This window comes from Myxococcus sp. CA040A (assembly GCF_013336725.1).
In the GTDB taxonomy this organism is placed as follows: domain Bacteria; phylum Myxococcota; class Myxococcia; order Myxococcales; family Myxococcaceae; genus Myxococcus; species Myxococcus llanfairpwllgwyngyllgogerychwyrndrobwllllantysiliogogogochensis.
Window position 1 is genome coordinate 521301 of record NZ_JABUMR010000006.1, and the last position, 22977, is coordinate 544277.

Here is a 22977-nt window from a genome sequence, read left to right on the forward strand (position 1 = left end):
GGTTCCTCCAGATGAAGCGACTCAGTCTCTGCGTGCTCGCGCTCTCGCTGGGGGGCTGCCATCTCTCGCGCGCACGCCCTCAAGCACCCCTCGCGCCTCCCGAGGTCGCGGACCGCATCCAGTTCCCCTCCTGGGCCAAGGACGCCTCCATCATCGTGGAAGGACACCAGCTCAAGGCGCTCCAAATCGCCCTGGAGGACTACCTGCATCCGGGAACGTCCCCGCCCAAGGACGCCGATGCCATGACCCGGTGCCTGCACTCGCTCGACACCTATGACGCCTGGTTGGTGCGTGGAGAACGGATGACGTTCGTCCACTTCATGCCCAACGAAGCAGAGCGCTGCGGCCTCAAGCCCGAGGTCATGGACCCCGGCGCGAGCTACGCCATCAGCGACGACGGCGTCATCTTGAAGCGGGACTGACCCGAGGCATCACACCTCGACGCGGCAGGTGCCCGAATGGTTCGATGCGTGGACCATCCTGGGGGAGCCCACTCCATGAAGCGCCCGTCGTCCCTGCCGCTCTCGCTGCTCCTCGTCGCCCTGCTCGGCGCGGGCTGTGCCTCCACGCCCGCCGCGAAGAAGTACACCCCGGTCGACACGGGCAACGCCTTCCTGTGGGAAGTGAAGGACCCGCGCGGCGGCACCGCGTACCTCGTCGGCTCCATCCACATGGGCAAGGCCGGCGCCCTCACCCTGCCCTCCTCCATGGAGTCCGCCTTCACCAAGGCCCACGTCCTCGCTGTCGAGGTGGACACCACCCGGACGGACGAGGCCGCCATGCAGAAGCTCGTGCGCGAGCTGGGCACCTTCCCCGAAGGACAGAGCCTCTCCCAACGCCTGGACCCCAGCACCCGCGACCTCTTGAGCCGCGCCGCCACGCGCCTGGGCGTGCAACCCCAGGGACTGGAGCGCCTGCGCCCCTGGCTCGCCGGCATCGTCCTCAACAACCTGGAGTTCAAGGCCGCAGGCTACGAGCAGGGCCACGGCGTGGACCGAGCCTTCCTCGACCGCGCCCACGCCGCCCACAAGCAGGTGCTGGAGCTGGAGACCGCCGAAGCTCAGTTCCGCATGCTCTCCGGCACCCCCGACAACCTCCAGGACCTCATGCTCCGAGACCAGCTCCGCCGCGAACAGGGCCCCGGTGAAATCGTCGAGGCGCTCACCTCCGCCTGGAAGGCCGGCGACGCGGACGGCATGGCGGGCCTCCTCCTCGAAGGCGCCAAGGACACCACCTACCGCCCCGTCTACGAGCGCGTCTTCTTCGAGCGCAACGTGCAGATGGCCTCACGCCTGGAAGCCCTGCTCACCGAGCCTCGCGTGCACCTGGTCGTCGTGGGCGCCGGCCACGTCGTCGGCCCCGAGGGCATCGTCGCCCTCCTCCAGAAGAAGGGCCACTCGGTGCGCCAGCTCCCCCGCGAAACACCCATCGACTGACTCCGTGAAGAGCATCTCAAGTGATTCGGTCATTCGTTTCGAATGACTCTCTTCGGGCCAGTGCACCGCGCCGCTCGGCCCTCCGCGTCCGCACGGCGTCCCAGCGCCCCTCTGCCCAGTCCTGTCCCCTCCAGATAAGCTAACCCTGTGTTTCGAGCATTCCGCGCGAAACCATGGAGGTAGTCATGCGAGCAATCTGGATGGTGGTCCTGGCCTTCAGTCTGTCGGCGTGTGGTGGAATCGAAGCGGGCGACGGGGCGCTCTCGGAAGGCGCCGAGAACAGCGTGCAGACCGAGCAGGTGTCCTCCGAGCTCGCCGGCGTCTGCGAGTCCCTCGTCGGCACCTTCTGTCGCCCTGGCGCGGTCACCAACTGCACCTGGAACGACGGCGCGGAAGGCGAGTGCGAGTGTCAGCGCACGCCGTTCAACAAGTGGCTCTGCAGCTACAACGGCTGACCGCGGTCCAGGGGCTCCTCCTCAAGGGAAGGGCCCCGCCGCACCTGTGACGCCCGCCTCCGGGTCCGCCCGTCGAGGCCGCGCTCCACGCATCACCCGCGAGGCGAATGCCCGCACCAGACCCCGCGTGCAGACAACCCCCTGCGCCCCTGACTCCCCGTGAGCAATCTGCCCTCCGAGCGACCTCCCACGTCATTCGGACTTGCGATTTCGCCCCACTTGCTTATTTTGCATGCCAAATTTAATTTAGCTGTCGAAACCTCAAGGCACTTATAAAAATAAGGTCCATCCCGCCCATGCCCTTGGATGAGCTCGACTTCCGCCTGGTGGACCTGCTGCAGCGCGACGGCCGCGCGACGCAGTTGGAGCTCTCCCGAGCGGTGGGGCTGTCCCAGCCAGCGGTGGCCGAGCGCATCCGCAAGCTGGAGGAGCGGGGCGTCATCACCGGCTACGCGGCGCGCGTCGACGCGACGAAGCTGGGCAAGGACATCACCGCCTTCATCGGGGTGAGCATCGAGCATCCGAAGTACTTCGAGGGCTTCGCCAAGAAGGTCCTCGCGCTGCCGGACGTGTTGGAGTGCCACCGCGTCGCCGGGCAGGACTCGTACCTCGTGAAGGTCAAGACGGCGAACACGCGGACGCTCGACTCGCTCCTCGTGGAGACGCTGCGCACCATCGCGGGCGTCACCCGTACCCAGACAACCATCGTCCTGTCTTCCATCAAGGAGGACACGCATGTCCGCGTGCCTCCCGAGCTCGCCAAGGAGAGTGAAAGATGAGCGCCGACGCCATGAGCGCACCCCTTCCCCCGCCACCGGTCTGGCGACTCGCCCAACGCATGTCGCGCATCAAGACGTCCGCGGTGCGCGAAATCCTCAAGGTGGCCGAGCGCCCGGACATCCTCTCCTTCGCCGGCGGTCTGCCCGCCCCGGAGCTCTTCCCCCTGGAGGCCATCGCCGAGGCGCACGCCCAGGTCATGGCCCAGGAAGGCCGCGCCGCGCTCCAGTACAGCACCACGGAGGGCTACGCCCCGCTGCGCGAGTGGATCTGCACGCACCTGGCTCGCGCCGGACGCGTGTGTGACGCGGACCAGATTCTCATCACCAACGGCTCGCAGCAGGGCATCGACCTGGTGGCCAAGGTGCTCCTGGACCCGGGTGACCTGGTCATCGTGGAGAACCCCAGCTACCTCGCGGCGCTGCAGACGTTCGGCGGCTACGAGGCGAAGTTCGCCACCGTCGAGAGCGACGACGACGGCATGCGCATCGACGACCTGGAGCGCGTGCTGGCCACGCACAAGCCCAAGATGCTGTACGTCGTCGCCAACTTCCAGAACCCCAAGGGCACCACGCTGGCGCTGGAGCGCCGCAAGGCCCTGGTGCGGCTGGCGCAGCAGCACCGCTTCCTCATCCTCGAGGACGACCCGTACGGCGAGCTGCGCTTCCGGGGCGAGCACCTGCCGTCGCTGGCCGCCTTCGACGACCAGGGCGTCGTCGTGTCGCTGGGCACCTTCTCCAAGACGCTGGCCCCGGGCCTGCGCATCGGCTGGGTGGCCGGCCCGCGCGACTTCGTGCGCAGCCTCACCATCGCCAAGCAGTCCACCGACCTGCACACCGCCACCGTCGCCCAGCGCGCCGTGGTGAAGCTGTTGCAGAACTTCGACTACTACAAGCACCTGGACTCGCTGCGCCCGGTCTACGGGGAGCGCGCCAACACCATGCTGGACGCGCTCAAGGCGCACATGCCCGAGGGCATGAGCTGGACGCACCCCGACGGCGGCATGTTCCTGTGGGCGAAGCTGCCCCCCGGCATCAGCGGCGACACCCTGCTGCCCCGAGCCGTCGAGCAGAAGGTCGCCTTCGTCCCGGGCAGCCCCTTCTTCGCCATGAACCCGCGCTCGGAGTTCATCCGCCTCAACTACTCCAACCGGCCGCCCGACCTGATTGTCGAGGGCATGCGCCGGCTGGGCGCCGTCATCTCCGGCGCCCTGTAGCCCCGCGCTGACACACCAAGGCCGTGCCGCGCCGCGTCGGAGTTCCCGACGCGGCGTTTTCATTCCCGCCTGAGTTGAATACCGATTCAGGTTTCAACTCCTTCGGCGCTGGCCAGGGAGGGCCGGGTTGCGTAGCCTGCGCGGCGGGTTTCAACGGCGGCACGGCCCCCCCAGGGTTCCCCAGCCGCTCCCAACACACCGGAGAGACAGACACATGCAGCTCAAGGACCTGAAGGTGGTGGTGACGGGTGGTGCCCAGGGCATGGGCGCGCACTTCGCGCAGCGGCTGGTGGAGGCGGGCGCGCAGGTGGCCGTGGGCGACGTCAACGAGGAGAAGCTTGCGGCGCTGCCCGCGGGCATCCACCGCCGCAAGCTGGATGTGTCCTCGGAGGACGACATCGTCTCCTTCGTGAGCTGGGCGCACGGCGCGATGGGCGGGCTCAACGGCCTCATCAACAACGCGGGCATCCTGCGCGACGCGCTGCTGGTGAAGAAGGACCGGACCACGGGCCAGGTGAAGAAGCTGTCCACCGCCGACTGGAACACCGTCATCGGCGTCAACCTCACGGGCGCCACGCTGATGGTGCGCGAGGTGGTGGCGAAGATGGTGGAGACGGACCAGGGCAACGGCGTCGTCGTCAACATGTCGTCCATCGCCCGGCACGGCAACCGCGGTCAGTCCAACTACGTGTCCGCCAAGGCGGCGCTCGCGGCGAACACGGTGACGTGGTCGCGCGAGTTCGGCCCCTTCGGCATCCGCGTGGGCGCGGTGGCCCCGGGCATGATTGAGACGCCGATGACGCAGGGCATGAACCAGAAGGCTCGCGACGCGCTGGTGGCCTCGATTCCCGTGGGCCGCATCGGCCTGCCCGAGGATATCTGGCTGGCCGTGAAGTTCATCCTTGAGTGCGACTACTTCAACGGCCGCACCATCGACGTGGACGGCGGCCTCAACTTCTAGGCCGCTCCGGGCCGTGTCCCCAGCGGGCGTGGGGACGCGGCTCGCACGGGTCGCCCGACGCACGCGTCGTGCTCCATACGGAGCAGACGCTTCGCGCTCGGGCTGGGCTCGACCAGACGGGCACCTCGCGACGTCGCGGCTCCTTCGCCGGAGCCGACGAGCCGGGCACCTCGCGACGTCGCGGCTCCTTCGCCGGAGCCGACGAGCCGGGCACCTCGCGACGTCGCGGCTCCTTCGCCAGGACTGGCGGAGCACGCGCCCGCGACATGCGGACGCGACAGGCCCTCGCCCTCTACCTTCGGCTGACGTCGCCCACGCGCGTCTGGTGCAGCAGCACGGGCTCGCCCTTGTAGAGCAACTTGTAGGCGCCGTAGCTGCCGAGCACGTGCTTCACGTACTCGCGCGTCTCGTCGAAGGCGATGTGCTCCACCCATTCGTCCAGCTCGGCTTGCGGCAGCGCGTGACGCCAGCGGTCCACCGCGCCGGGCCCCGCGTTATAGGCGGCCACCGCGTACGCCATGTTCCCGCCGAAGCGGTTGAGCAACTGCCCCAGATAGGCCGAGCCCAGTCGGACGTTCTGCGAGGGCTGGAGCAGCGCCGCCTCTCCCACCTCGCCCAGCTTCAGCGAGCTGGCCACCTGCCTCGCCGTCGCGGGCATGAGCTGCGCGAGCCCCAGCGCCCCCGTGGCCGAGCGCGCCTGCGGACGGAAACGGCTCTCCTCGCGGATGAGGCCCTGCATCAGGTCCGGGTCCACCTTGGAGGCGCGAGCGTAGCGCTGGATGACATTCCTGAACGCCAGCGGCCACGTCGCCTCCCACACGGGACGCGACGCCGCGCTCAGTGGGCCCTGCACTTCCTGGCGCAGTGACTCGCGAGCCACCTGCCGCGCGGCCCGCTTGCGCCCCGTGCGCAGCACCGTCTGGTAGAGCAGGCGCGCGGGCGCCTCGGCCAGCCCCCGCGAGTTCACCGCGAGCAACTCCTCCGCCGCCCCCGGCTGTCCCAGACGAATCAGCTCCACCCCCGCCGCGAAGCGCGCGTCATGGCGCAGCGGCCCGGGAGGTAGCGGCCACACCTCGTCCGGCGGCGGCACGTCACCACCGGCCCCGGGAGGCGGCGCCAGGCGTGTCAGTCGCTCCGGCGCCAGCAACGCCAGCCGCGAGCGCGCCAGCATCCCGTACCAGGTCGCGGGTCGCTCGGTGGCCAGTTGCTCGTAGTCGTCGAGCGCCGTCGCGTTCGTCAGGGGCACGGGCTCCCGCACACGCGCGCGCCAGTAGCGGGAGCGCCACAGCGCCTCGTCCGTGCGCGACGCCGCGGGCAGCTTCTCGACGGCCTCCAGCGCGGCCAGCGCCTCGGCGGGAGCCTCGCGCCGGGAGTGCAGCCAGAAGGCCCGGAAGAGCGCCTCCGACGCGAAGTTGCCTCCCGGGTAGCGCCGCGCCGTCTCCTCATAGCGTGCCAAGGCGTTGTCGAGCTGGCCCGTACGTTGGAGGAGCCACGCCTCGAAGAACAGGGCGTCATCGGCATAGCCGTGCTCAGGGTAGTCACGCGCGAGCGTCGCATAGGTGCTGATGGCGGCCTTGGGGTCCACCACCGACTGCGAGTAGCCCAGCACGTAGAGGGCCTGGGGCCGCTGCTCGGCGGACATGCACTTCTCCGCCACGGGCGAGAGGAGCTGGATGGCGCGGCGGTGTTGCCGGTCCTTGCGCAACGCGCGCCCGTAGGCGAGGTGCGCACGACAGGACAGCTCGTCGGGCAGGTCCACCGAGGACATCACGCCCCACAGCATGTCCATCGCGGCGGCGTGGCGGTGCAGCTCCACCAGCGCCTCACCCCGGCGCACCTTCCACTTGGTGGGCAACGGCAGGCCCTGCAGCCGCTGCCGGGCACGCTGCGCCTCGCGCGACAGGGGATTGGTGGCCCACACCTCCAGGAGCGCGCGGTGCTCGACGTTGTAGAGCCCCTGGACGCGCGCCAAATCACAGATGGCCAGCAGCGCCTTCATCCGCAGCGCATCCGGCCCACGCGCCTGTCGGCTGTCGATGAGTTCTTGAAGCGCCTGCAGCGCGCCAGGGATGTCCTTCCGACGCTGCAGGACGCGCGACAGACTGAAGCGCGCCTCCGCGTAGAGCGGCGAGCCCGAGCTCACCTCGCGGTACTGCGACGCCGCCAACTCCAGCCGACGCAGCTTCTCATTCGCCTGCGCCGCCCACAGCAGGCAGTGGTCCTTCAGCGGGACGTAGTCGACAGCCAGCGCGGCGAACTCGTCCGCGGCGGTGGCGTAGTCCCGAGCGAACATCGAGCTCTGCGCGCGCAGGAAGCGGACCGGCAGCGTGGGCTCCTCGTCCTCGAGCAGCGCACGCGCGCGAGCATGGCGCCCCCGGCGCAGCTCGGCCCGCGCCTTGGCGAGCACGCCTTCCGCGAAGTAGGGCGCGAGCTGCTCGGGCCCAAAGGACACCACCGACAGCTCCGCGCCCGACGGCTGCTCCGCCGGCGTGTCGAGCAGCTGCTCCAACTGCTCCTCCGACAGCACCTCACCCGGCCCGTCATCCTCGGGCGACTGCGCCCGAGCGGAACCCGCGCCGCCCACCAGGCCCGCGAAGGCCACGCACATCGCCATGGCACCTACGCGCAGCCGACGTCGTCCATCCATGCATGCCCTCTTCCGCGAATCGGGCCACTGAGGATTTGCACGCCGGGCGGACTTGGGACCGGGTGACACGCGCGTCGAGCGCGCACGCGTCGTCCAGGCGATACACGCGCGCGCTGTGTCCACGCGTCACTGCACGAAACACGACGGAGCACGGCGCCACGCGTGGGCGCGTCCGCGCGGGAGTGGGGCGGAAGACCACCCGCGGAGCCTCACGCACCGGGCGACACGACGGAGCCGCTCACGTCACCTCTTGAGGAGCGCGCCGCCTTGGACGCGGACGAACGCGCTCAGGCCGACGTGGACACGGAGGGGTTCGCCAGCTCCGCCTTCACCCGCTCCGCCAGCGCGCGGTTCAGCGCCTCATAGGAGGACTGGAGCGTCTTCAGCATGCGCCCCGCCACCCACGTCACCACGCCGCTGAAGTCCTCACCGTGGACCAGCCGCGTCCCCGTGCCCTCGGCGGACAACAGGAAGAAGTGTCGCCCATGCATCACGCCCGGAATGCCGCCCGTCCACTCGAGCGCCCCCGGCCGCTCCACGCGCGTCATCGTCGCCGTGAAGCCATACACCTGCCCCAGTCCCCCCGGCGGGCGGACCTTCATCTTCACGTGCGCCCCGCGCTCCACCCGCCCTCGCGCCTCCACCATCAACGGGTTCCACGTGGGATAGCGGGCGAAGTCTCCCAGCACCGCCCACACCGCCTCGGGCGGCGCATCGATGAAGGCCTCGGTCCTCAGTCGAAACATCTTTCTCCCCGCGCCCCTCGCCACTGGCGACTGGAAGCCACCCCCAGCCCGGCCGTTGTCCTCTTTCGACTGCCCCACGACGCCCACATGCCCCGCGGGGCGATTGCGGGATGACATGAGAATCGCGACTTTCTACGTTAATCAGGAAGAAGCGGAGAGCCCGTGCGTTTCCCGGAAAGGAGGCGACGACGTCCCCTCCCCTTCTCCCGCGCGAGCAGCCCACGGGCATCGCGCATGGTGGGACAAACCACCGCGGGCCGCCCTCCGCAGCATCGGATGGGGAGCCCAGACCAGGGGTGCACGGCGAGGGGCACCCACCGCTAGTAGAGGTCGACGGGCATCATCGCGCCCGCCTCGAACTCCGGAGCACGCCGCAGCTGGTCCAGCACGCGCGGCGCGCAGCGCAGGTGGAGCATGGGCAACGAGCCCGGCTCGCTCACCGAACGCACGGAGCCCAGGAGGTGGTGCGCCTCGAGCCAGCGCATGAAGCTCTCGTGGAAGCGAGCGCTCTCCGCCAGCCCGGCCCGTTGGACCTCCGCCCGTGACAAGGGCGGAGGACGGACAGGGGTGTGCCCTCGAGGCGCCTTGGGCTCCTCGCGAGGCATCACCGTGATGTCTATCCACTCCGGCTGCGTCCTCGCCCCGGCCATGCCGGGCAGCGGACGGACCGCCGAGGAGACGCGGGGCATGCCCGCAGCGAAGCCGTCCCCCGGCTCGCCAATCTTTCTGCTCATGGCCTCATCCTCCCCCGGGCCCGGCGCTCCACTGGCGCCGACCCCGGCTTCAACCCACCGCCGTCACCTGAATACAGCCAGGCCCTTGCCTGTCCGGTGTCCGCTTGAGCGAGGAAGTTTGACCGCATTGGCCAAAATCAAATCCCGCACCTCGAGCGCCGTCAAGTCAGGGGCACGACACCGATAGAGCGCCGCGATACCCGCTACATAAGGCGCCGCCATGCTCGTGCCACTCATTCGCTCGTAGAACGCCTGATTGTTGCAGCGCCTTTCAGTGCTGGAATACACGTTGACTCCGTAACCCATGATGTCGGGCACGACGCGGCGCTCCACGACACCGCTGGCGGAGAAATGAGCCACGTTGCGCTCGAAGTCGACTGCACCAACGGCCAGGGACTCATCAAAGGCGGCTGGATAACCAACCGTGTCGGGTCCACTGTTGCCTGCCGCGACAACAGGCAGGACGTTGCTGTCGAGCAGTCGACGAATCATCGTCTGGAGCGCGCGCTGGTTGAGCTTGTAGTCCGCCTCGGAGATGCCCGGCGGCGGCTTGAGCGGGAAGCCCAGCGAGAGATTGACGACGGCGGGACGGGTGACGTTCTGCGGGCTGCTGAACTGGTGCAGCAGCCACTCCATGCCGGCGGCCACGCGGCCCAGGCTGGTGCGGATGGTCTCCGATTCGATGACGGACGCGACGTAGAGGTCGACCTCCGGAGCAACGCCGTGGTGAGTGCCCGCGGCGATGCCACACACGTGCGTGCCGTGGCCATCCGGGTCGAAGCCGCGGATGTCGCGTGCCGGATTGTGCGGCGAGTTGGGGAACAGCGACACATAGCGGAACTGGATGACCTTGGCGGCGTGCTCGGGGTGGTCGGCGTCCACGCCGGTGTCGAGCACGCCAAGCAACACTCCGGCGCCGCGGATGCCCTGGGCGTGGGCCAGGGGCACACCGCTCTCCTCGGGCCACTCGCGTTCGGCCAGCGAGCTCATGCCCCGGTTGCGCGGACCGGACTGTCCCGCCGACACGGGGCCGGGGAAGGACAGGGGCACAACGTCGGGGATGAACTCGAAGTCCGCGGACAGCTCGCCGCGCGCTTCGGCCTCCGTGGCCTCCGAGTAGAAGTGGGCCATGGTGGCGCCGATGAGCGGCATGAAGCGGAAGCTGCCCGCCTCGCTGCCGGTCTGCTCCGTCACGGGCGAGCCCGGCAGCGGCGTCGTCGAGGCGTCGGCGCCGCGCGTGGTGGGGCGCTTGATTTTGGACCCCTTCGCCACGCGCTTGCGCTCTTCCTGGCCGCTGACGGCCGGACGCGGGCCGGGCAGCGTGGCCGAGCGCAGGCCCAGCGACGACAGGGTGTCCGGTGCGCGGTTGGCGACCGCGAAGCGAAGTGCCGTGGTGCGCGGCAGCACGCGCTCGCCTTGCTGCGTACCGCGAGGCCCGACGCGGGCCTGCGTTTCGATGGACTCCTTGGGAACCAACAGGTAGGACTTCATGGGTTGTCTACTCCTTGAACGACCGTGCAACGCTGGCGGCGTGAGGCAAGGGCCACCGGCACCCAAGCTGCGTCCGCCGCGCCCGGAGCCTCGCGAGCCCGGCGGATGTGGATGGCGCGCGCTGAGCGGCGCCGAACAGCCGGGTCCTCCACCCCGGCGCATGAGACCTCCTCGCTGCGTGGGGCAGCCCTCCGGCCCCCGACTCCCCAGGACTTCAAGGACGCCACCGCGCCCTCGCGTGCGAGCCCACGCACACCCCGGCCCGTCGCCGTCACTGGCGCCCGACCTGCGGTGGCTGGGGTTCGCCCTTCCATGGCTTCGCGCTCTCCTCCAGGAATCCCTGAACCCATTGTGAGATTGGACAGGACGGGCCTGACAATTAAACCAGGGATTCCATGCTGTAGACGCACGAGCCCCCCTGAATCGGTCCTAACGGGACTTTCCGGAGCGTCGGGAAGTATGAAGGAGGCCCCCCTGACTGCTCGGAGCGTCACACGAGCGGTGTCCGCCAGCCGACCTGGGGTGTCGGAGGAGGCGGGGAGGGAGGGGGAAGTTCGCGCCCCCACAATTGTTCGCCTACGTCCCCCACGACGGATTAAGTGGGTGGGACGGTACGCCCCCTGGAGCCATCGACGTGATTCCCTACTGGCATGCCCCTTCGCTGAAGCTGGGGCCCCTCACCATCGAGCCCTTCGGCATCTTCGTCGCCGTGGGCATCCTGCTGGCCGCGCGGTTGCTCGGTCGCCAGGCGCAGCGCCAAGGGTTGGACCCGACGCCGCTCGCCGACTACGCCCCCTGGGGCGTGGGCGTGGGCGTGCTGGTGGGCCACTGGGTGCACCTGTTCTTCTACCACCCGGAGGAGCTGGCCAAGGGGCCGCTCCAGATTCTGAAGGTGTGGGACGGGCTGTCGTCCTTCGGCGGCCTGGTGGGCGGCATCATCGCGGCCATCTTCTTCTTCCGACACCGGAAGCTGCGCTTCAACGACTACGCGGATGCGTTCGCCCTGGGCGTGGCGCCGGGCTGGGCGGTGGCGCGGCTGGGCTGCTTCGCGGTGCATGACCACCCGGGCGTGCGCACCGACTTCTTCCTCGCGGTGGCGTTCCCCAACGGGGCCCGGCACGACCTGGGCATGTACGACGCCATTGCCCTCTTCCTCATCTCCGGCCTGCTGTACGCGCTGCGCGACGTGGAGAAGATGAAGGGACGGCTGCTGCCGCTGCTCTCGCTGCTGTACGCCGCGTGCCGGTTCAGCTTCGACTTCCTGCGCGCCACGGACATGAACTACGTGGACGCGCGCTACTTCGGCCTGACGCCCGCGCAGTACGGCTGCTTCGCGCTGGTGGCCTATGGCGTGTGGGGGCTGTTGCGCCGCCGCGAGTCGCGCGCGCCTTCAGCGCCACCCGGGAACACGCTGGGCGCGGCGCGGTAGGCAGGACGTCGTTCCCCGAGGCCCTCGCGGTGGTTCGCGAGGGCCTTCCGCTGTCCGGACCGCGTGACGTCGCCGCGCCCGGGTGCTCCGCTCGACTCACGCGGGCGTGGGCATGCGCACGGCGGAGAGCTTGCGCTGGGTGAGCACCGAGTGGATGTGCGCGATGCGGCCGTCCGCGCCCAGCTCCACTCGCACCACCGCGCGCGTGGCGAGCAGCGGGTCCTTTCCGGGCGGGTACACCAGCACCAGCGCGGGCAGGCCATTGAGCCACTGGAGCTCCACCGCGAGGGGAGTCCCGCGCTGCTCCATCAGCCGCGTCAGGAACGTCAACACGCGCTTGGGGCCCACCAGGGGCACGTGGGCCGCGCGCACCTCGCCCCTCCCGTCCGTCAGGGTCAGCACGTCGTGGGCGAGCAGCGCCTCGGCCGCCTCCACGTCTCCGGCCAATAGCGCGCCGAGGAAGCCTTCGAGCGCCGCGCGGGTGCGTTGTTGGAGGTCTTTCGTCGGCAGGCAGCGCGCGCCGTCATAGGCCGCCATGGCCGCTCGGGCGCGGTGATGCACGACCTTCACGTTGGACTCGGTCATGCCCAGCGCCTCGGCCACCTCGTGCACGGTGGAGTCGAACACGTCGCGCAGGAGCAGCACGGCGCGCTGCTTGGGTGTGAGGGCCTCCAGCGACAGCAGGAACGCGAACGAGACGCTCTCCAGCAGTTCGTAGCGGCCCTCCGTCGAGCCGCCGCCCGGCAGCCGCGCCTCCACCGCGGGCGGCACCTCCTCGTCACCGGTCTCCAGCGGCGAGGGCAGCCAGGGACCGATGTAGCCCTCGCGTCGTCGGCGGCGCAGGGCGTCTCGCGAGAGGTTCACCGCCACGCGCGTCAGCCAGGGGCGCAGCTCCTCGTGACGCTCTGGAGGGGAGGTCAGCGCGCGGGCGAAGGTCTCCTGCACCAGCTCGTCCGCGTCCGCGGCCACGCCGGTCATGCGGTAGCACAGCCCCCAGAGGTAGCGCTCGTGCTCCCGTGCCGCCCGTGCCAACGCGCCGTGCTCCTGGTCCGCCATGTCTCAGGCTCCCACCGCGAGGCGCGGCTCCTCGTGGCGCTGGCGCAGCAGCGCGCGCTCCACCGACTCCGCGCTGGCGAAGGATGCGTCGACCAGCAGGCCCTCGTCGCCCACCCAGTCTCCCACGCGGTAGAGGCCGCGCACGTGAGGCACCTCCGACGGCGGGCGGCCCGCGAGTCCTCCCGACTTCGCCGTGGGAATCCGGTGGCTCACCACCAGCGAGGGTCGGAAGCGCCGGGCGACGAGGTGCGCGCGCCAGCCGGGTTGCAGCACGTCCATCACCGCCTCCAGCTCGGCTTCAGTCGCCTCGGTGTCGGGCGTCGCGAGGTACTTCATGACGTGCACCATGGCGCCTCCCTCCGGCCCCAACTTCGCGACGGCCGAGTGCACGGAGACGTACCATGGACCATCGATGCCGAGCGCGAACAGCGCCTCGGGCCTGGGCAGGCGCGACAGGCCGAGTTCCAGCGTGGCGGCCTTCACCGGCGTCGACTCGGCGGCCTCTCGCGCGAGCACGGTGTCTTCGGGCAGGAGGCTGGACACGTCGCCCGGGCTGCCGGCCAGCACCACCGCGTCCGCGGCGCGCACCGTGCCGTCGCCCATTCGCAGGCCCTGGACCTGGCCCGACTCGAGGACGACACCGTCGACTCGCGCGGAGAGTTCCAGCGTGACTCCGGCTTCACGGGCGACGGACTCCACCGACGACACGAGCGCGGCCCAGCCGTCGTCGAGGTAGAGCACGTTCGCCTCGAGCGCGAGCTGGAGCTGCGTCACCGCGACCTGCGCGCTCAACGCGTCCAGGTCTCCGCAGTAGGTGGCCACGCGAGCCAGTGTGGCGATGACGGCGCGCACGTCATCGCGAGACAGGCGCGTGTTCAGCCACTCGCGCAGGGACACGTGCGCCAGGGTGTCCGGGTCGATTCGAGGGAGGCTCGCGAGGAGCCGGGCCATCTCCAGTTTGCCGGGCAGGCTCAGCACATCCGTGGTCATCAGCGACACGGGGCCACGAGGCAGGGTGTGCAGCCGGCCCGCGCGCAGGGCGTAGGCCGCGCCCGACTGGCCAGGGATTCCGCCCTGGGGCTTCACCCCGAGGCGGCCAAGCACCCGCAGGCCGGCTCCCGCGCGGTAGAGGGCGTGTGGCCCCAGGTTGAAGCGGAAGCCCTCCACGTCCGATGTCTGCGCGCGTCCTCCCAGGTGTTTGGAGCGCTCGTACAGCGTCACCGCGCAGCCGCCGCGCGCCAGCAGGGCCGCCGCCGTCAGTCCCCCCAGCCCGCCGCCCACCACCGCCACCTTCTTCGCTTCCATGTCCGCCCTCCGTCGAGTCATGCCCGGGAAAATCCCGAGCACTCGACGACTCCACGAAAATGGGGGGCGAAAGGTTACACAGGCTCGACGAACACCTCCGGGGCCCGGGGCTCACACCTGGGTGACGAGGGGCTTCAACAGCCCTGCCCGGTCCAGTTGCTCGCGCACCGCCTCGGCCAACGCCATGTGCTCCGGATTGCTGACCGTGAAGCGCTCGGGCGTGAGGATGATGAGGGTGCCTTTATCCCCGACAGGTTCGACACGCACGGTGGCGGGAAGCGGCGGCACCGTGCCTCGATGTTGGGACAGGTAGGTCATCCATCCCACGAACGTGCCCGGCGTCGCGAACTCCGACACCAGGTCCCGATGCGCGATGGACGTGGCCACGCCCCATCCGGGCTCCCACGCCTCAACCGTCGCGCGAAGCGTCTGTGAGAGCACGGGCGTTGTGACAACACGCGCCCTGGCATCGTCCGTGGTCGGGAGGTCCATCACGCAAAGGTCCGGCAAGAGTTCCGAAGTGGAACCGCAGGAGAACCTCAGACTCGTGCTCGCCCCGTCCGGCTCACCATTCCAGGCAGAGAAGGAGACCCCTGTCGCGTCACGCCGATATTTCGTCGTGAAGAGGCTCAGCAAGGACTCCTCATTCGTCGCGACTGGATGCATGAGGGACTCCGCCCGAAAGCCCGCCTTTTCAAACCATGGGCTGAAAGTCGGCTCGGTGGCGGCGAGCAGCCGCAGGAAGGTCGCGGCACGTCGAGCGTACGCATCGACGGGCTCGACTCGACCGGGCCAATAGGCCCCCAGGTAGTACTTCTCCTTCATTTGCGTTCACCTACGACGGCCTCTTTGCTTGATCGATCACTTCATCGGCCCCGAGCACCCCTCGGCCATATCGAGTGCCTTCCGCGAAGGAATCTCTCCGGGGATGCAGTAGTGTCCATGCCAAGTGACCGGGTCGTATTAGAGCCATCCATTCCCAGAGGCGGGTTGCTCAGTGGTCGCATTGGCTCGGTGAAGGATGATGGCAGCAGCTCCAAGCCCCGGTGTTCACACATCCGTGAGCGACAGCCCCGTCGCCCCAACACGCATCAGTGCATCTCGAAGGTCCTCGGAGATGATGAGGGCTCCGGGCCAGCCTTCCGGCCGAAAGACCCGGGTCTCGCCCACTTTCGAGGCATCGATTCGAAGACCACGCACAGAGGCATACTGGCCCACCTTCTCGGGCACTCCGTCCTCGGGCAGCCAGCGCTGAATCCTCGATGCCTTCTCGTCGATGCAGCGGATGAGGCGGGTGGCCACCAGGATGAGATACGCATCCTCATGCTTGTCGATGTCCACTGGGATGAGCTGAACGTCGTCGGGCGCCTGCTCGGTGAAGACCGTCGCGACCTTGACGTGCACCACCGGGATTCGCACTCCCGCCTCGGTGAAGTCCAGGGGGCGGCCCGGCTCTTCGATGGGCAGTCGCAAGCGACCTTCCACGGGGACGGGCGCGCCCAACCGGAAGCACTCGGGCTCCTTCACGGCACGACCCCAAACGTCGACGGGCATCCCCAGATGCCAACGCCTGGGAGCCTGGACATCATCATGCAGTTCGAAGAAGCGCCGGGACATGGAGAGAACCTACGGTGTTGCTCCGCGAGTGACGAGCAGGTTCAACTCCGTCCCCGGAGTAGCGACCTCCCGTGCGAGTCGCCGTAAGGCGCCTTGCAGGGCAGCTCGGCAGGACAGCACCGTTCGACAGGTCAGCGTCGCCGCATCCAGCTCCTCGAAGACCAGCTCGTGGTAACGCTGCGGGTGCGGCCCCCGATGCCCCTTAAGGGGCACGATGTTCTCGGGGTCCTTCAGCTCCATCCCTGCCTTCTGGAAGATGTGCCGGAACCTGGGAGTCCAGGGTCCTCCTCGGACCGAAGAGATGCCGTTCTTGTCCGTGGCGAGATGATGTTGATGCGGACGTGAGCCACCTCGCGGCGCACGCGCCGACATGGCCACCGCTGTCGGAACCAGCACCACCGTGAGTCCCGTGGTGGTCGCCGCGACAGACTGAACCCCACCCAGTGCGGCATACGAGAAGCCGGCCTGCGCCTCCACGGCGAGCGCCGCCTGCGCGGAACCCGGCAACCCCACTGACTTCGCCGCCAACCCCGCCGTACTCCCGATGGCTGCGGTCGCCAGCATGACGAAGACACGAGCGGCGTTCTCTCCCAGCACCTCGCCGTACTCTCCCGCCGCTTCACTGAGCTGCGCGAACGTCCTGGATGAATCCACCTTCCGCACCAACAATACCCAGCCGTCAATGAGGCGGAGCACCGTGTCTACGCCCAGATAGGCGATGGCGGCAGCAGTCAAGGTCGCCGCGAGGCCTTTAGAAATGGGTTCGGGCAACGACCACAAGAGCATGTACATCGTGACGGAAGCCAGGACGGTAGCTTGAAGGACGTCAGGGTCCACCATGCCCTCCAAGGCCTCGGCCGTCTCGGTCCACACCCCATCCATGGCGATAGCCATGGCCAGCGTGTACTTGCCGTCACTCCCCAACAAGGGGCCTTCATCCAGGAGGCGCAGGCAATCCCCTGCCGTCCGTCGGCGAGCACACCACTCGCCGTAAGCACGAGTGAGTTCCTCGTCCGCATAGGTCTCCAGGAGTCGGGGTCCATCCACATCTTGCCGCTGTGGAATGAGGCGCTGCCCACGGGGCTCGAACTGGAAGGTCCCACTCCGGGAGGGAACGCCGAAGAGTGCTCGCGCCTCTTGCATGGGATGCCGAAAGGGCCGCACATCTCGCGCGAGCTCCGCGATGGCTTGCTCGAAATCATCAGCCCCCAGCTCCGCCGCCTTCAACTCCGCGCCTGGTTCCTCGCGGGGTGTGACGATGAAAGAGTCCAGGCCCGTCTCGAGGCGGACGACACGTCCCGAGGAGCACCCCACCATCAGGAACAGCGGGACCACGCAACACAGGCGCATGAGCAGCCTCCTCGAACCACACTGAGCGCCGTGCCCCATCCGCACCAGGACGCGGCGCGTCGTGCCGGGCAACGCACCGTACGGGCAGCCTGGATGCGCAAATTCCGCGAGCCAGGTGTCATCCCCTTGCGAGCCCTTTCCCCCGCGAATTCATCGCGAGTCGCCTGCACGGAAATCCCGGTTATGGTGCGGGCACTCAGGGCCGGTTGGAGTCACGCATGCGCCACGTCACCATCGCCGTTGTCGCGAGTCTGCTTCTCACGGGCTGCAGCAACTATTGGTGGGTTGCCCCACTGCTCCCCATCGACCGCTTCGACCACCCGAGCACCCGGTCCAACACCCAGCCCGTCTACAGGGAGCCGCCCCCCGCCCCCTCCAGCGAGCCCGTGTACGGACCTGCCCCTTCCTCGGATGCACCGGACGCTGAAAAAGAAGAGTCCAAGTCCACCGACGAAGCCTCCTGAAACCTCCCGGAAGGGTCGCACGTACCAGGGTTCGTCACATGGCGCGCACGCTCGCGCCACCCCAGGACGTGCCCCATGCCTCAGCTCGCCGCCCCGCCGCAGCCGCTCCGCGCTCCGTCATTCTTCCTGCTGGACCCCGCCCACGACGTCGAGCGCCCCCTGCTCCGTCACGGCCGCCCCACCCTCATCACCTTCCTGCGCGGCACCTGGTGCTCGTCCTGTCAGGCCTTCCTGGAGCGCCTCTCCCCACTGCACACCACCCTGCAGGCGCGCGGCGTGGACCTCGTCGGCGTCGTCTGCCAGGGCCGCCACTGGGTGAAGAGCTGGCTTGCCCTCAACGCCCTCCCCTTCCCCCTCCTCGTCGACGAACAACGCACCGTCGCCAAGGCCTATGACGTCTACAAGGCGCTCGGCCTCGACGGCATCCACATCGCCCGGCCCGCCACCTTCCTCGTCGATGCCCAGGGCCACATCGTCTGGCGCTACCTCGGCGACGACCGCGCGGACCGCCCCGCCGACGCGAGCCTCCTCGACGCCCTCCAACTCCTGCGCTGAGACATGTCTGATACTTGATTTCGCTCGGACGGAAACCTTCCGCCCCGGTTGATGACAGACACGGCTTCCGGGTCTGGTTCACCTCGTCCCTGAGTGGATACGACCCCAGACGTCATGCCAGAGGAGGCAATGTCAGAGGTAGTCGTAGAATGATGGACGTCACGGCGGATTTCCCGCCGGCTCTGAACAAGGCACGCACCCATGAAGATGCTCCTCGCCGCCCTGCTCACGCTGCCCCTTCTCGCCTGTGGCCCCGCCTCCGAGCCCGCGCCTTCCGAGACCCCTTCGCAAGTCGAAGCCCAGTCAGAGCAGTCCAGCGAGCTGTCCTCCTCCGCGCCCCGCGAGCGCTCCATCCGACTGCGCACCGGCGTCACGCTGCGCTACGTGGAGCAGGGCTCGCGCCACGGCCCCGCCGTGGTCTTCCTTCATGGCTACACGGACTCGCACCACACCTGGGACTTGAACCTGTCCCTCTTCTCCCGTGACTTCCACATCTACGCGCTGGACCAGCGCGGACACGGGGACTCCTCGCGCCCGGTGTGTTGCTACACGCAGCAGTTCTTCGCCGCGGACGTGGCGGCCTTCCTCGACGCCGTCGGCGAGCGCCGCGCCATCCTCGTCGGCCACTCCATGGGCAGCTTCATCGCGCAGCAGGTGGCGCTGGACTTCCCGCGCCGCGTGGAGGCCCTGGTGCTGGTCGGCTCGGCGCCCACCGTCGCCGGCAACGAGGTGGCGCTGTTCCTCAAGTCCGTCGTCGACGAGCAGGTGGGCACCGTGGACCCGGACTTCGTCCGCGAGTTCCAGTCGAGCACCTTCGTACGCCCCGTCCCCGCCTCGTACCTGGACACGCTCATCTCGGAGAGCCTGAAGGTCCCCGCGCGCGTGTGGCAGGACACGCTGGACGGCATGCTCGCGGAGGACCACTCCTCGCGCCTGCGCCACATCCGCGTGCCCGTGCTCGTGGTGGGCGGAGACCAGGACGGCTTCTTCCCCGTCGCGCAGCAGCAGGCGCTCGTCAACGCGCTGCCCGATGCGCGATTCATCCTCTACCCGAACACCGGCCACGCGCCCCACGCGGAGCTTCCCCAGACGTTCGTGCGCGACGTGAGCCAGTTCCTGCGGCGCGTGTCCCGGTAACGCTCGGCGCGGGCTACGCGGGCCCCTCGGCCGTCGCGTCCTCGGGGGGCTTCAGGTTCGCCCCCGGCGTGTCCGAGCGGGCCAGCAGCACGGCGGCGGTGAGGATGAGCGCGCCGCCAAACACCTGACGCAGACTGAGCCGCTCATCGAGGAAGAGCGCGCTCAGCACCACCGCCGTCAGCGGCTCCATGTTGGACACCAGCGAGGTGTTCACCGGGCCGATGCGCGCCATGCCGAGGAAGAAGAGGAAGACGGCGGCCACGGTGGAGATGAGCGACAGCCCCACCACCGCGCCCCAGCCCAGGCCCGTGGTGGGAAAGGACGGCCCCTTCACCAGCATGGCCAGGCCGAAGACGAGGCCCGCGGACGAGAGGATGACGGTGCTGGAGACCAGCGGCCCCGCCTTGCCCGCCACCCGCGCGCTGGTGACGACGTACACCGCGTAGAGCAGCGCGGACAGCAGGCCCAGGAAGACGCCCGTCGGCGTCACCGCGCCCTGCCGCAGGTCCGCTGTCAGCCCCGTGCCACACAGGGCCAGCACCACCGCCACCCACTTGAGCCGGCCCAGGCGCTCGCGGAACACCAGGACTTGAAGAAGCGCCACCAGCGCGGGGAACGAATACAGCAGCAGGGCCACCAGCCCCGCGGGAGCGAACTGGAGCGCGGCGAAGTACACGCCCGCCTCGCTCACGTAGCCCACCGCGCCCAGCAGGATGAGCCCCACCAGCAGGCGGCCCTTCGGCAACGGCTGGCGCATGGCCACCATGAAGGCGGCCAGCACCGCTCCGGCGAACGTGAAGCGCAGGAAGAGCAGCGTGAAGACGTCCGCGCCCGCCGCATAGGCGAGGCGGCCGAAGAGTCCGAGCGCGCCGAAGCACGCTCCGGACAGGGCCACGATGAGGAAACCAGCGGTGCGATTCATGACGGGAGCGGCGGCACGCTGCTCCAAGCCGCGCCCCATGTCACGCGCCACGCGTCCGGCCCCTCCAGCCCGGACAGAGGGTTACCAGTTGTTCACGGACCGCAGGTCGAACACGTCCGGGAAACCATTGGCGCGCAAAATTTGTGAGGCCACCGCGCTGCGACCACCGGCGGCGCAATACACCACCACGGGGGTGCCGGGCGGGCCCACCTCGGCGACACGCTGGGGCAGCTCCTGCACGGGGATGTTGCGCGCGGCGTCGGGGTGGCCCTGCTGAAACTCCTGGGGGGTGCGCACGTCCAGCAGCACCGCGCCATCCGCGACGAGCTGCCGGGCCTTCTGGGACAGTTCCTGGGGCGTCATGCGCGGCAGCATGCCTGATTCAGGCAACAGTGGCGCGCGCTTCACACGAGCCCGTGTTGCCTTCACGGCGAAACGCGACACTCACGCCTCCGCCCCTCCCGCGTGGAGGTCCACCGTCTCCGAGAAGTCCTCCTCCGACTGAACAACGAGCGTCTGGAGGCTGGGGAAGCGCGGCTTCACCAGGGCGACGAGCCCATCCAGCCTGTCGCGGGCGTCATCCTCCCGCGTGTACTCGAGGGTGAGCTCCGTCACGCTGTCCGAGCGCACGTCCTCCAGCTTCATCCCTCCGTCCATCTCCAACGTGAGGCTGCGCAACCGGGGAAGGAACTCCACCAGCAGGCTCATGGCGAACTGCCGGGCGCCGAGCCTCAGCGTCTCCGTGGTGTCGACATGCACACGCCTGCGCCGCCAGGTGAAGGCGGGCATGAGGACGATGCGGGAGTGCGCGTGGCCATTCCACTCCGGCTCGAAGCCGTGCTTGCGCAGGGTCTCCACGATGACGCGGCCCACCTCCTCCGCCTGCGCGGACACCTTCGCGTCCTCTTCCTCCGACAGCTTGCCTTCCCTGTCGTCATCCTCCACGTCGTTCACCAGGCCGTAGGCCAGGTGCAGCGGATGCCCCTCCAGCGCGGAGTCCGTGTCCTGCTCGTGGAAGAACACCGTGCCCCGAATCTTCTCCCCCTTCGCCCGGCGCTCATCCGCCACGCCCCGGGACACCTCCCACCCGCCGCTCAGCGTGGTGGAGGCCGACACCTCCGCGACGAAGCCCTCGCGCCGCAGCTCCTGGAAGGCCGCCTCCAACCGGTCGGAGGCAATGACCTCCGGCCACGTCTTCTCCTCCTCCGCCCGCGCCCGGATGAACGCGAGGAATTGCTCCATCACCCTCCGCTGGACCCGCACATCCACCACGTCGTCCCAGTCGGAGCTGCCCGTGTAGTCGAAGACCTGGTCCAGCGGGTGATGGCCGTATTCGAAGACCCGAATCACGCCCTCCACCACGCCGGGCACCAGGGCCACCTCGTCCTCGGGCAGCACCTCCTCGGGCACGAAGCCCAGCGCCCCCAGTCGCTTCGCCAGCGCCTCCGCCTGCGACTCCAACCCCAAGCGCCGCGCCAGCCCCAGCATCGGCACGTCACCGTGTGTCGTGGCGAGCGCCTCGAAGCGGAAGCTCCAGTCCTCCTCGTCGAACGTCTCGATTCCCACCGCGAGGTGCCCGTCATCGAGCCACTCCGTCGCCGCGTCCTGCCCCGCGGGCTCGAGCAGTTCCTGGCCGAGCGCGAGCGCCTCCAGCTCCAGCACGTCGTCGGCCGGGTTCGGCCCGGTGTCCAGGGCCCCCAGCCGCCGCGCCAGCTCCGTCGCCCGCTCGAACAGCCCGCGCTGCCGGGCCCACAGCGGAAACCTCACCTCGCCCCGCGTCGACACGAGGAAACGCGTGATGACGAGTCCCACTCTCTCATCAATCAAGTCGATGCCCACGAACGCGGTGCGGGAGGTCGGATACGTCGCGACATTCACGTTCGCCACACCGGCCATCACCTCGTCGGAGATGGCGCGCACCCGCGCCCTCAGTTCTTCCTCGTTCACACCGGGCTCCTACTTGTTGAGAGCATCGCGAAGACGCGGGCCACATACCGGCAGGAGAACGGGGGGCCCCAGGGGATGTCGCATCGCGCCGGCCTTCACGCACATGCCCGCATCCACGGCCCGCACTCCATCGTACGAGAGGCCAAAAACTGGAGGTGTCACGGAGGGGCGCTACAGTTCTGTGCCATCATGTCACTCGACAAGCAGGCATTGATGCTCCAGCTCGCCGAGCGCCTCCAGCAGAGCGACAGGCTGGCCCACCGGGCCGAGGCCGAGGCCCGCGAGGCGGCCCGCAGTCTGGCCACCGAGTCGGAGAAGCGAGAGGACGGCCGCGCCGCGCTGGAGTTCGGCAGCCTGGCCACGGGACAGGCGAATCGCGCCCGTCGCGTGCAGGAGGAGCTCAAGGCGCTCTCCAACTTCGGCCAGGGGCCGGTGCCGCGCTTCCCGCGTCAGGGGCCCGTGGGCCTGGGCGCGCTGGTGGATGTGAGCACCGAGGACGAAGAGGGCTTCGCCGAGCGCACCTTCTTCGTGCTGCCCGTGGGCGCGGGCACGGAGCTCACCGGCCCCGGCGGCGACGGCTTCCTGTCCGTCATCACCCCCGCCTCCCCCGTGGGCCGCGCGCTCATGGGTCGCAAGGCGGGCGACACCATCGAAGTCACCCTGGCGGGCGAGGTGCGCGAGTGGACGGTGCTCGAGGTCGCCTGAGCCCGGGTGTCCCACCCCTGTCGTCCG

The 22977-nt window shown here is 69.2% G+C and carries 23 protein-coding genes; 11 read left to right on the forward strand and 12 right to left on the reverse strand.

Going from position 1 to position 22977, the window contains the following annotated elements; all coding sequences use genetic code 11:
- Positions 1 to 11 precede the first annotated feature (11 nt).
- The 6 genes from HUA75_RS28320 to HUA75_RS28345 all read left to right on the forward strand — a co-directional run bounded on the left by HUA75_RS28320 (position 12) and on the right by HUA75_RS28345 (position 4845).
- A complete protein-coding gene (locus tag HUA75_RS28320; protein ID WP_174488124.1) occupies positions 12 to 422 on the forward strand; it encodes a hypothetical protein in 411 nt (136 codons plus the stop codon).
- 75 nt (positions 423 to 497) lie between these two features.
- Positions 498 to 1436, forward strand: coding sequence for a TraB/GumN family protein (locus HUA75_RS28325; protein WP_246137560.1), 939 nt, complete (start codon positions 498 to 500; stop codon positions 1434 to 1436).
- Between the two features lie 185 nt (positions 1437 to 1621).
- On the forward strand, positions 1622 to 1891 hold the full coding sequence (locus HUA75_RS28330) for a hypothetical protein (RefSeq protein ID WP_174488125.1): 270 nt from the start codon (positions 1622 to 1624) through the stop codon (positions 1889 to 1891).
- 296 nt (positions 1892 to 2187) lie between these two features.
- Positions 2188 to 2670, forward strand: coding sequence for an Lrp/AsnC family transcriptional regulator (locus tag HUA75_RS28335; protein WP_141646410.1), 483 nt, complete (start codon positions 2188 to 2190; stop codon positions 2668 to 2670).
- The gene (locus HUA75_RS28340) at positions 2667 to 3884 is read left to right on the forward strand and encodes a PLP-dependent aminotransferase family protein (protein WP_141646411.1); all 1218 of its coding nucleotides are present in this window, start codon (positions 2667 to 2669) and stop codon (positions 3882 to 3884) included. Before HUA75_RS28335 ends, HUA75_RS28340 begins: the two co-directional genes overlap by 4 nt.
- 214 nt (positions 3885 to 4098) lie before the next feature.
- On the forward strand, positions 4099 to 4845 hold the full coding sequence (locus HUA75_RS28345; RefSeq protein WP_141646412.1) for an SDR family oxidoreductase: 747 nt from the start codon (positions 4099 to 4101) through the stop codon (positions 4843 to 4845).
- A gap of 292 nt (positions 4846 to 5137) precedes the next feature.
- On the opposite strand, the gene HUA75_RS28350 is transcribed toward HUA75_RS28345, so the two are convergent.
- The 4 genes from HUA75_RS28350 to HUA75_RS28365 all read right to left on the reverse strand — a co-directional run bounded on the left by HUA75_RS28350 (position 5138) and on the right by HUA75_RS28365 (position 10463).
- The gene (locus HUA75_RS28350) at positions 5138 to 7492 is read right to left on the reverse strand and encodes a transglycosylase SLT domain-containing protein (protein WP_174488126.1); all 2355 of its coding nucleotides are present in this window, start codon (positions 7490 to 7492) and stop codon (positions 5138 to 5140) included.
- Between the two features lie 287 nt (positions 7493 to 7779).
- The gene (locus HUA75_RS28355; protein WP_174488127.1) at positions 7780 to 8238 is read right to left on the reverse strand and encodes an SRPBCC domain-containing protein; all 459 of its coding nucleotides are present in this window, start codon (positions 8236 to 8238) and stop codon (positions 7780 to 7782) included.
- A 320-nt stretch (positions 8239 to 8558) separates the two neighbouring features.
- Positions 8559 to 8972 (reverse strand): hypothetical protein, encoded by a 414-nt coding sequence (locus tag HUA75_RS28360; RefSeq protein WP_141646415.1) that lies wholly within the window; start codon positions 8970 to 8972, stop codon positions 8559 to 8561.
- Between the two features lie 63 nt (positions 8973 to 9035).
- Positions 9036 to 10463 (reverse strand): S8 family serine peptidase, encoded by a 1428-nt coding sequence (locus HUA75_RS28365; RefSeq protein ID WP_141646416.1) that lies wholly within the window; start codon positions 10461 to 10463, stop codon positions 9036 to 9038.
- A gap of 634 nt (positions 10464 to 11097) precedes the next feature.
- On the opposite strand from HUA75_RS28365, the gene HUA75_RS28370 reads away from it, so the two are divergent.
- Positions 11098 to 11892, forward strand: coding sequence for a prolipoprotein diacylglyceryl transferase family protein (locus HUA75_RS28370; protein WP_174455904.1), 795 nt, complete (start codon positions 11098 to 11100; stop codon positions 11890 to 11892).
- A 96-nt stretch (positions 11893 to 11988) separates the two neighbouring features.
- Here the strand turns inward: HUA75_RS28370 and HUA75_RS28375 are convergent, their stop codons facing one another.
- From HUA75_RS28375 to HUA75_RS28395, 5 genes are all read right to left on the reverse strand, one after another.
- Entirely contained in the window at positions 11989 to 12948 is a 960-nt protein-coding gene (locus HUA75_RS28375; RefSeq protein ID WP_174488128.1) for a sigma-70 family RNA polymerase sigma factor, read from the reverse strand.
- 3 nt (positions 12949 to 12951) lie between these two features.
- Complete coding sequence (locus tag HUA75_RS28380; RefSeq protein WP_174488129.1) at positions 12952 to 14253, reverse strand: NAD(P)/FAD-dependent oxidoreductase; 1302 nt, start codon at positions 14251 to 14253, stop codon at positions 12952 to 12954.
- A gap of 111 nt (positions 14254 to 14364) precedes the next feature.
- Complete coding sequence (locus tag HUA75_RS47990) at positions 14365 to 15078, reverse strand: immunity 52 family protein (protein ID WP_371746211.1); 714 nt, start codon at positions 15076 to 15078, stop codon at positions 14365 to 14367.
- Between the two features lie 225 nt (positions 15079 to 15303).
- Positions 15304 to 15870, reverse strand: coding sequence for an imm11 family protein (locus tag HUA75_RS28390; RefSeq protein WP_174488130.1), 567 nt, complete (start codon positions 15868 to 15870; stop codon positions 15304 to 15306).
- Between the two features lie 9 nt (positions 15871 to 15879).
- The gene (locus HUA75_RS28395) at positions 15880 to 17220 is read right to left on the reverse strand and encodes an AHH domain-containing protein (RefSeq protein WP_174488131.1); all 1341 of its coding nucleotides are present in this window, start codon (positions 17218 to 17220) and stop codon (positions 15880 to 15882) included.
- 218 nt (positions 17221 to 17438) lie between these two features.
- Here HUA75_RS28395 and HUA75_RS28400 point away from each other — a divergent pair, with 218 nt between their 5' ends.
- The 3 genes from HUA75_RS28400 (at position 17439) to HUA75_RS28410 (ending at position 19376) form a co-directional block, all read left to right on the forward strand.
- Positions 17439 to 17684: a hypothetical protein gene (locus HUA75_RS28400; RefSeq protein WP_174488132.1), complete on the forward strand. Its 246-nt coding sequence runs from the start codon at positions 17439 to 17441 to the stop codon at positions 17682 to 17684.
- Positions 17685 to 17759: 75 nt separating this feature from the next.
- The gene (locus tag HUA75_RS28405) at positions 17760 to 18239 is read left to right on the forward strand and encodes a peroxiredoxin (RefSeq protein WP_141641675.1); all 480 of its coding nucleotides are present in this window, start codon (positions 17760 to 17762) and stop codon (positions 18237 to 18239) included.
- A gap of 201 nt (positions 18240 to 18440) precedes the next feature.
- Positions 18441 to 19376, forward strand: coding sequence for an alpha/beta fold hydrolase (locus HUA75_RS28410; RefSeq protein ID WP_174488133.1), 936 nt, complete (start codon positions 18441 to 18443; stop codon positions 19374 to 19376).
- Positions 19377 to 19389: 13 nt separating this feature from the next.
- Here the strand turns inward: HUA75_RS28410 and HUA75_RS28415 are convergent, their stop codons facing one another.
- The 3 genes from HUA75_RS28415 to HUA75_RS28425 form a co-directional block, all read right to left on the reverse strand.
- Positions 19390 to 20349, reverse strand: coding sequence for a DMT family transporter (locus tag HUA75_RS28415; RefSeq protein ID WP_371746212.1), 960 nt, complete (start codon positions 20347 to 20349; stop codon positions 19390 to 19392).
- 30 nt (positions 20350 to 20379) lie between these two features.
- The gene (locus tag HUA75_RS28420; protein WP_174488135.1) at positions 20380 to 20661 is read right to left on the reverse strand and encodes a rhodanese-like domain-containing protein; all 282 of its coding nucleotides are present in this window, start codon (positions 20659 to 20661) and stop codon (positions 20380 to 20382) included.
- 81 nt (positions 20662 to 20742) lie between these two features.
- Positions 20743 to 22245 (reverse strand): hypothetical protein, encoded by a 1503-nt coding sequence (locus HUA75_RS28425; protein WP_174488136.1) that lies wholly within the window; start codon positions 22243 to 22245, stop codon positions 20743 to 20745.
- Positions 22246 to 22434: 189 nt separating this feature from the next.
- Here HUA75_RS28425 and HUA75_RS28430 point away from each other — a divergent pair, with 189 nt between their 5' ends.
- Positions 22435 to 22950 (forward strand): GreA/GreB family elongation factor, encoded by a 516-nt coding sequence (locus HUA75_RS28430; RefSeq protein ID WP_141641679.1) that lies wholly within the window; start codon positions 22435 to 22437, stop codon positions 22948 to 22950.
- The last annotated feature ends 27 nt before the right edge of the window (positions 22951 to 22977 follow it).

What these genes read in the sequence shown, in the direction of transcription:
- HUA75_RS28320 (WP_174488124.1), top strand. Translation starts at nt 12, where the DNA reads ATGAAGCGACTCAGTCTCTGCGTGCTCGCGCTCTCGCTGGGGGGCTGC.
- HUA75_RS28325 (WP_246137560.1), top strand. Translation starts at nt 498, where the DNA reads ATGAAGCGCCCGTCGTCCCTGCCGCTCTCGCTGCTCCTCGTCGCCCTG.
- HUA75_RS28330 (WP_174488125.1), top strand. Translation starts at nt 1,622, where the DNA reads ATGCGAGCAATCTGGATGGTGGTCCTGGCCTTCAGTCTGTCGGCGTGT.
- HUA75_RS28335 (WP_141646410.1), top strand. Translation starts at nt 2,188, where the DNA reads ATGCCCTTGGATGAGCTCGACTTCCGCCTGGTGGACCTGCTGCAGCGC.
- HUA75_RS28340 (WP_141646411.1), top strand. Translation starts at nt 2,667, where the DNA reads ATGAGCGCCGACGCCATGAGCGCACCCCTTCCCCCGCCACCGGTCTGG.
- HUA75_RS28345 (WP_141646412.1), top strand. Translation starts at nt 4,099, where the DNA reads ATGCAGCTCAAGGACCTGAAGGTGGTGGTGACGGGTGGTGCCCAGGGC.
- HUA75_RS28350 (WP_174488126.1), bottom strand. Translation starts at nt 7,492, where the DNA reads ATGGATGGACGACGTCGGCTGCGCGTAGGTGCCATGGCGATGTGCGTG.
- HUA75_RS28355 (WP_174488127.1), bottom strand. Translation starts at nt 8,238, where the DNA reads ATGTTTCGACTGAGGACCGAGGCCTTCATCGATGCGCCGCCCGAGGCG.
- HUA75_RS28360 (WP_141646415.1), bottom strand. Translation starts at nt 8,972, where the DNA reads ATGAGCAGAAAGATTGGCGAGCCGGGGGACGGCTTCGCTGCGGGCATG.
- HUA75_RS28365 (WP_141646416.1), bottom strand. Translation starts at nt 10,463, where the DNA reads ATGAAGTCCTACCTGTTGGTTCCCAAGGAGTCCATCGAAACGCAGGCC.
- HUA75_RS28375 (WP_174488128.1), bottom strand. Translation starts at nt 12,948, where the DNA reads ATGGCGGACCAGGAGCACGGCGCGTTGGCACGGGCGGCACGGGAGCAC.
- HUA75_RS28380 (WP_174488129.1), bottom strand. Translation starts at nt 14,253, where the DNA reads ATGGAAGCGAAGAAGGTGGCGGTGGTGGGCGGCGGGCTGGGGGGACTG.
- HUA75_RS47990 (WP_371746211.1), bottom strand. Translation starts at nt 15,078, where the DNA reads ATGAAGGAGAAGTACTACCTGGGGGCCTATTGGCCCGGTCGAGTCGAG.
- HUA75_RS28390 (WP_174488130.1), bottom strand. Translation starts at nt 15,870, where the DNA reads ATGTCCCGGCGCTTCTTCGAACTGCATGATGATGTCCAGGCTCCCAGG.
- HUA75_RS28395 (WP_174488131.1), bottom strand. Translation starts at nt 17,220, where the DNA reads ATGCGCCTGTGTTGCGTGGTCCCGCTGTTCCTGATGGTGGGGTGCTCC.
- HUA75_RS28400 (WP_174488132.1), top strand. Translation starts at nt 17,439, where the DNA reads ATGCGCCACGTCACCATCGCCGTTGTCGCGAGTCTGCTTCTCACGGGC.
- HUA75_RS28405 (WP_141641675.1), top strand. Translation starts at nt 17,760, where the DNA reads ATGCCTCAGCTCGCCGCCCCGCCGCAGCCGCTCCGCGCTCCGTCATTC.
- HUA75_RS28410 (WP_174488133.1), top strand. Translation starts at nt 18,441, where the DNA reads ATGAAGATGCTCCTCGCCGCCCTGCTCACGCTGCCCCTTCTCGCCTGT.
- HUA75_RS28420 (WP_174488135.1), bottom strand. Translation starts at nt 20,661, where the DNA reads ATGACGCCCCAGGAACTGTCCCAGAAGGCCCGGCAGCTCGTCGCGGAT.
- HUA75_RS28430 (WP_141641679.1), top strand. Translation starts at nt 22,435, where the DNA reads ATGTCACTCGACAAGCAGGCATTGATGCTCCAGCTCGCCGAGCGCCTC.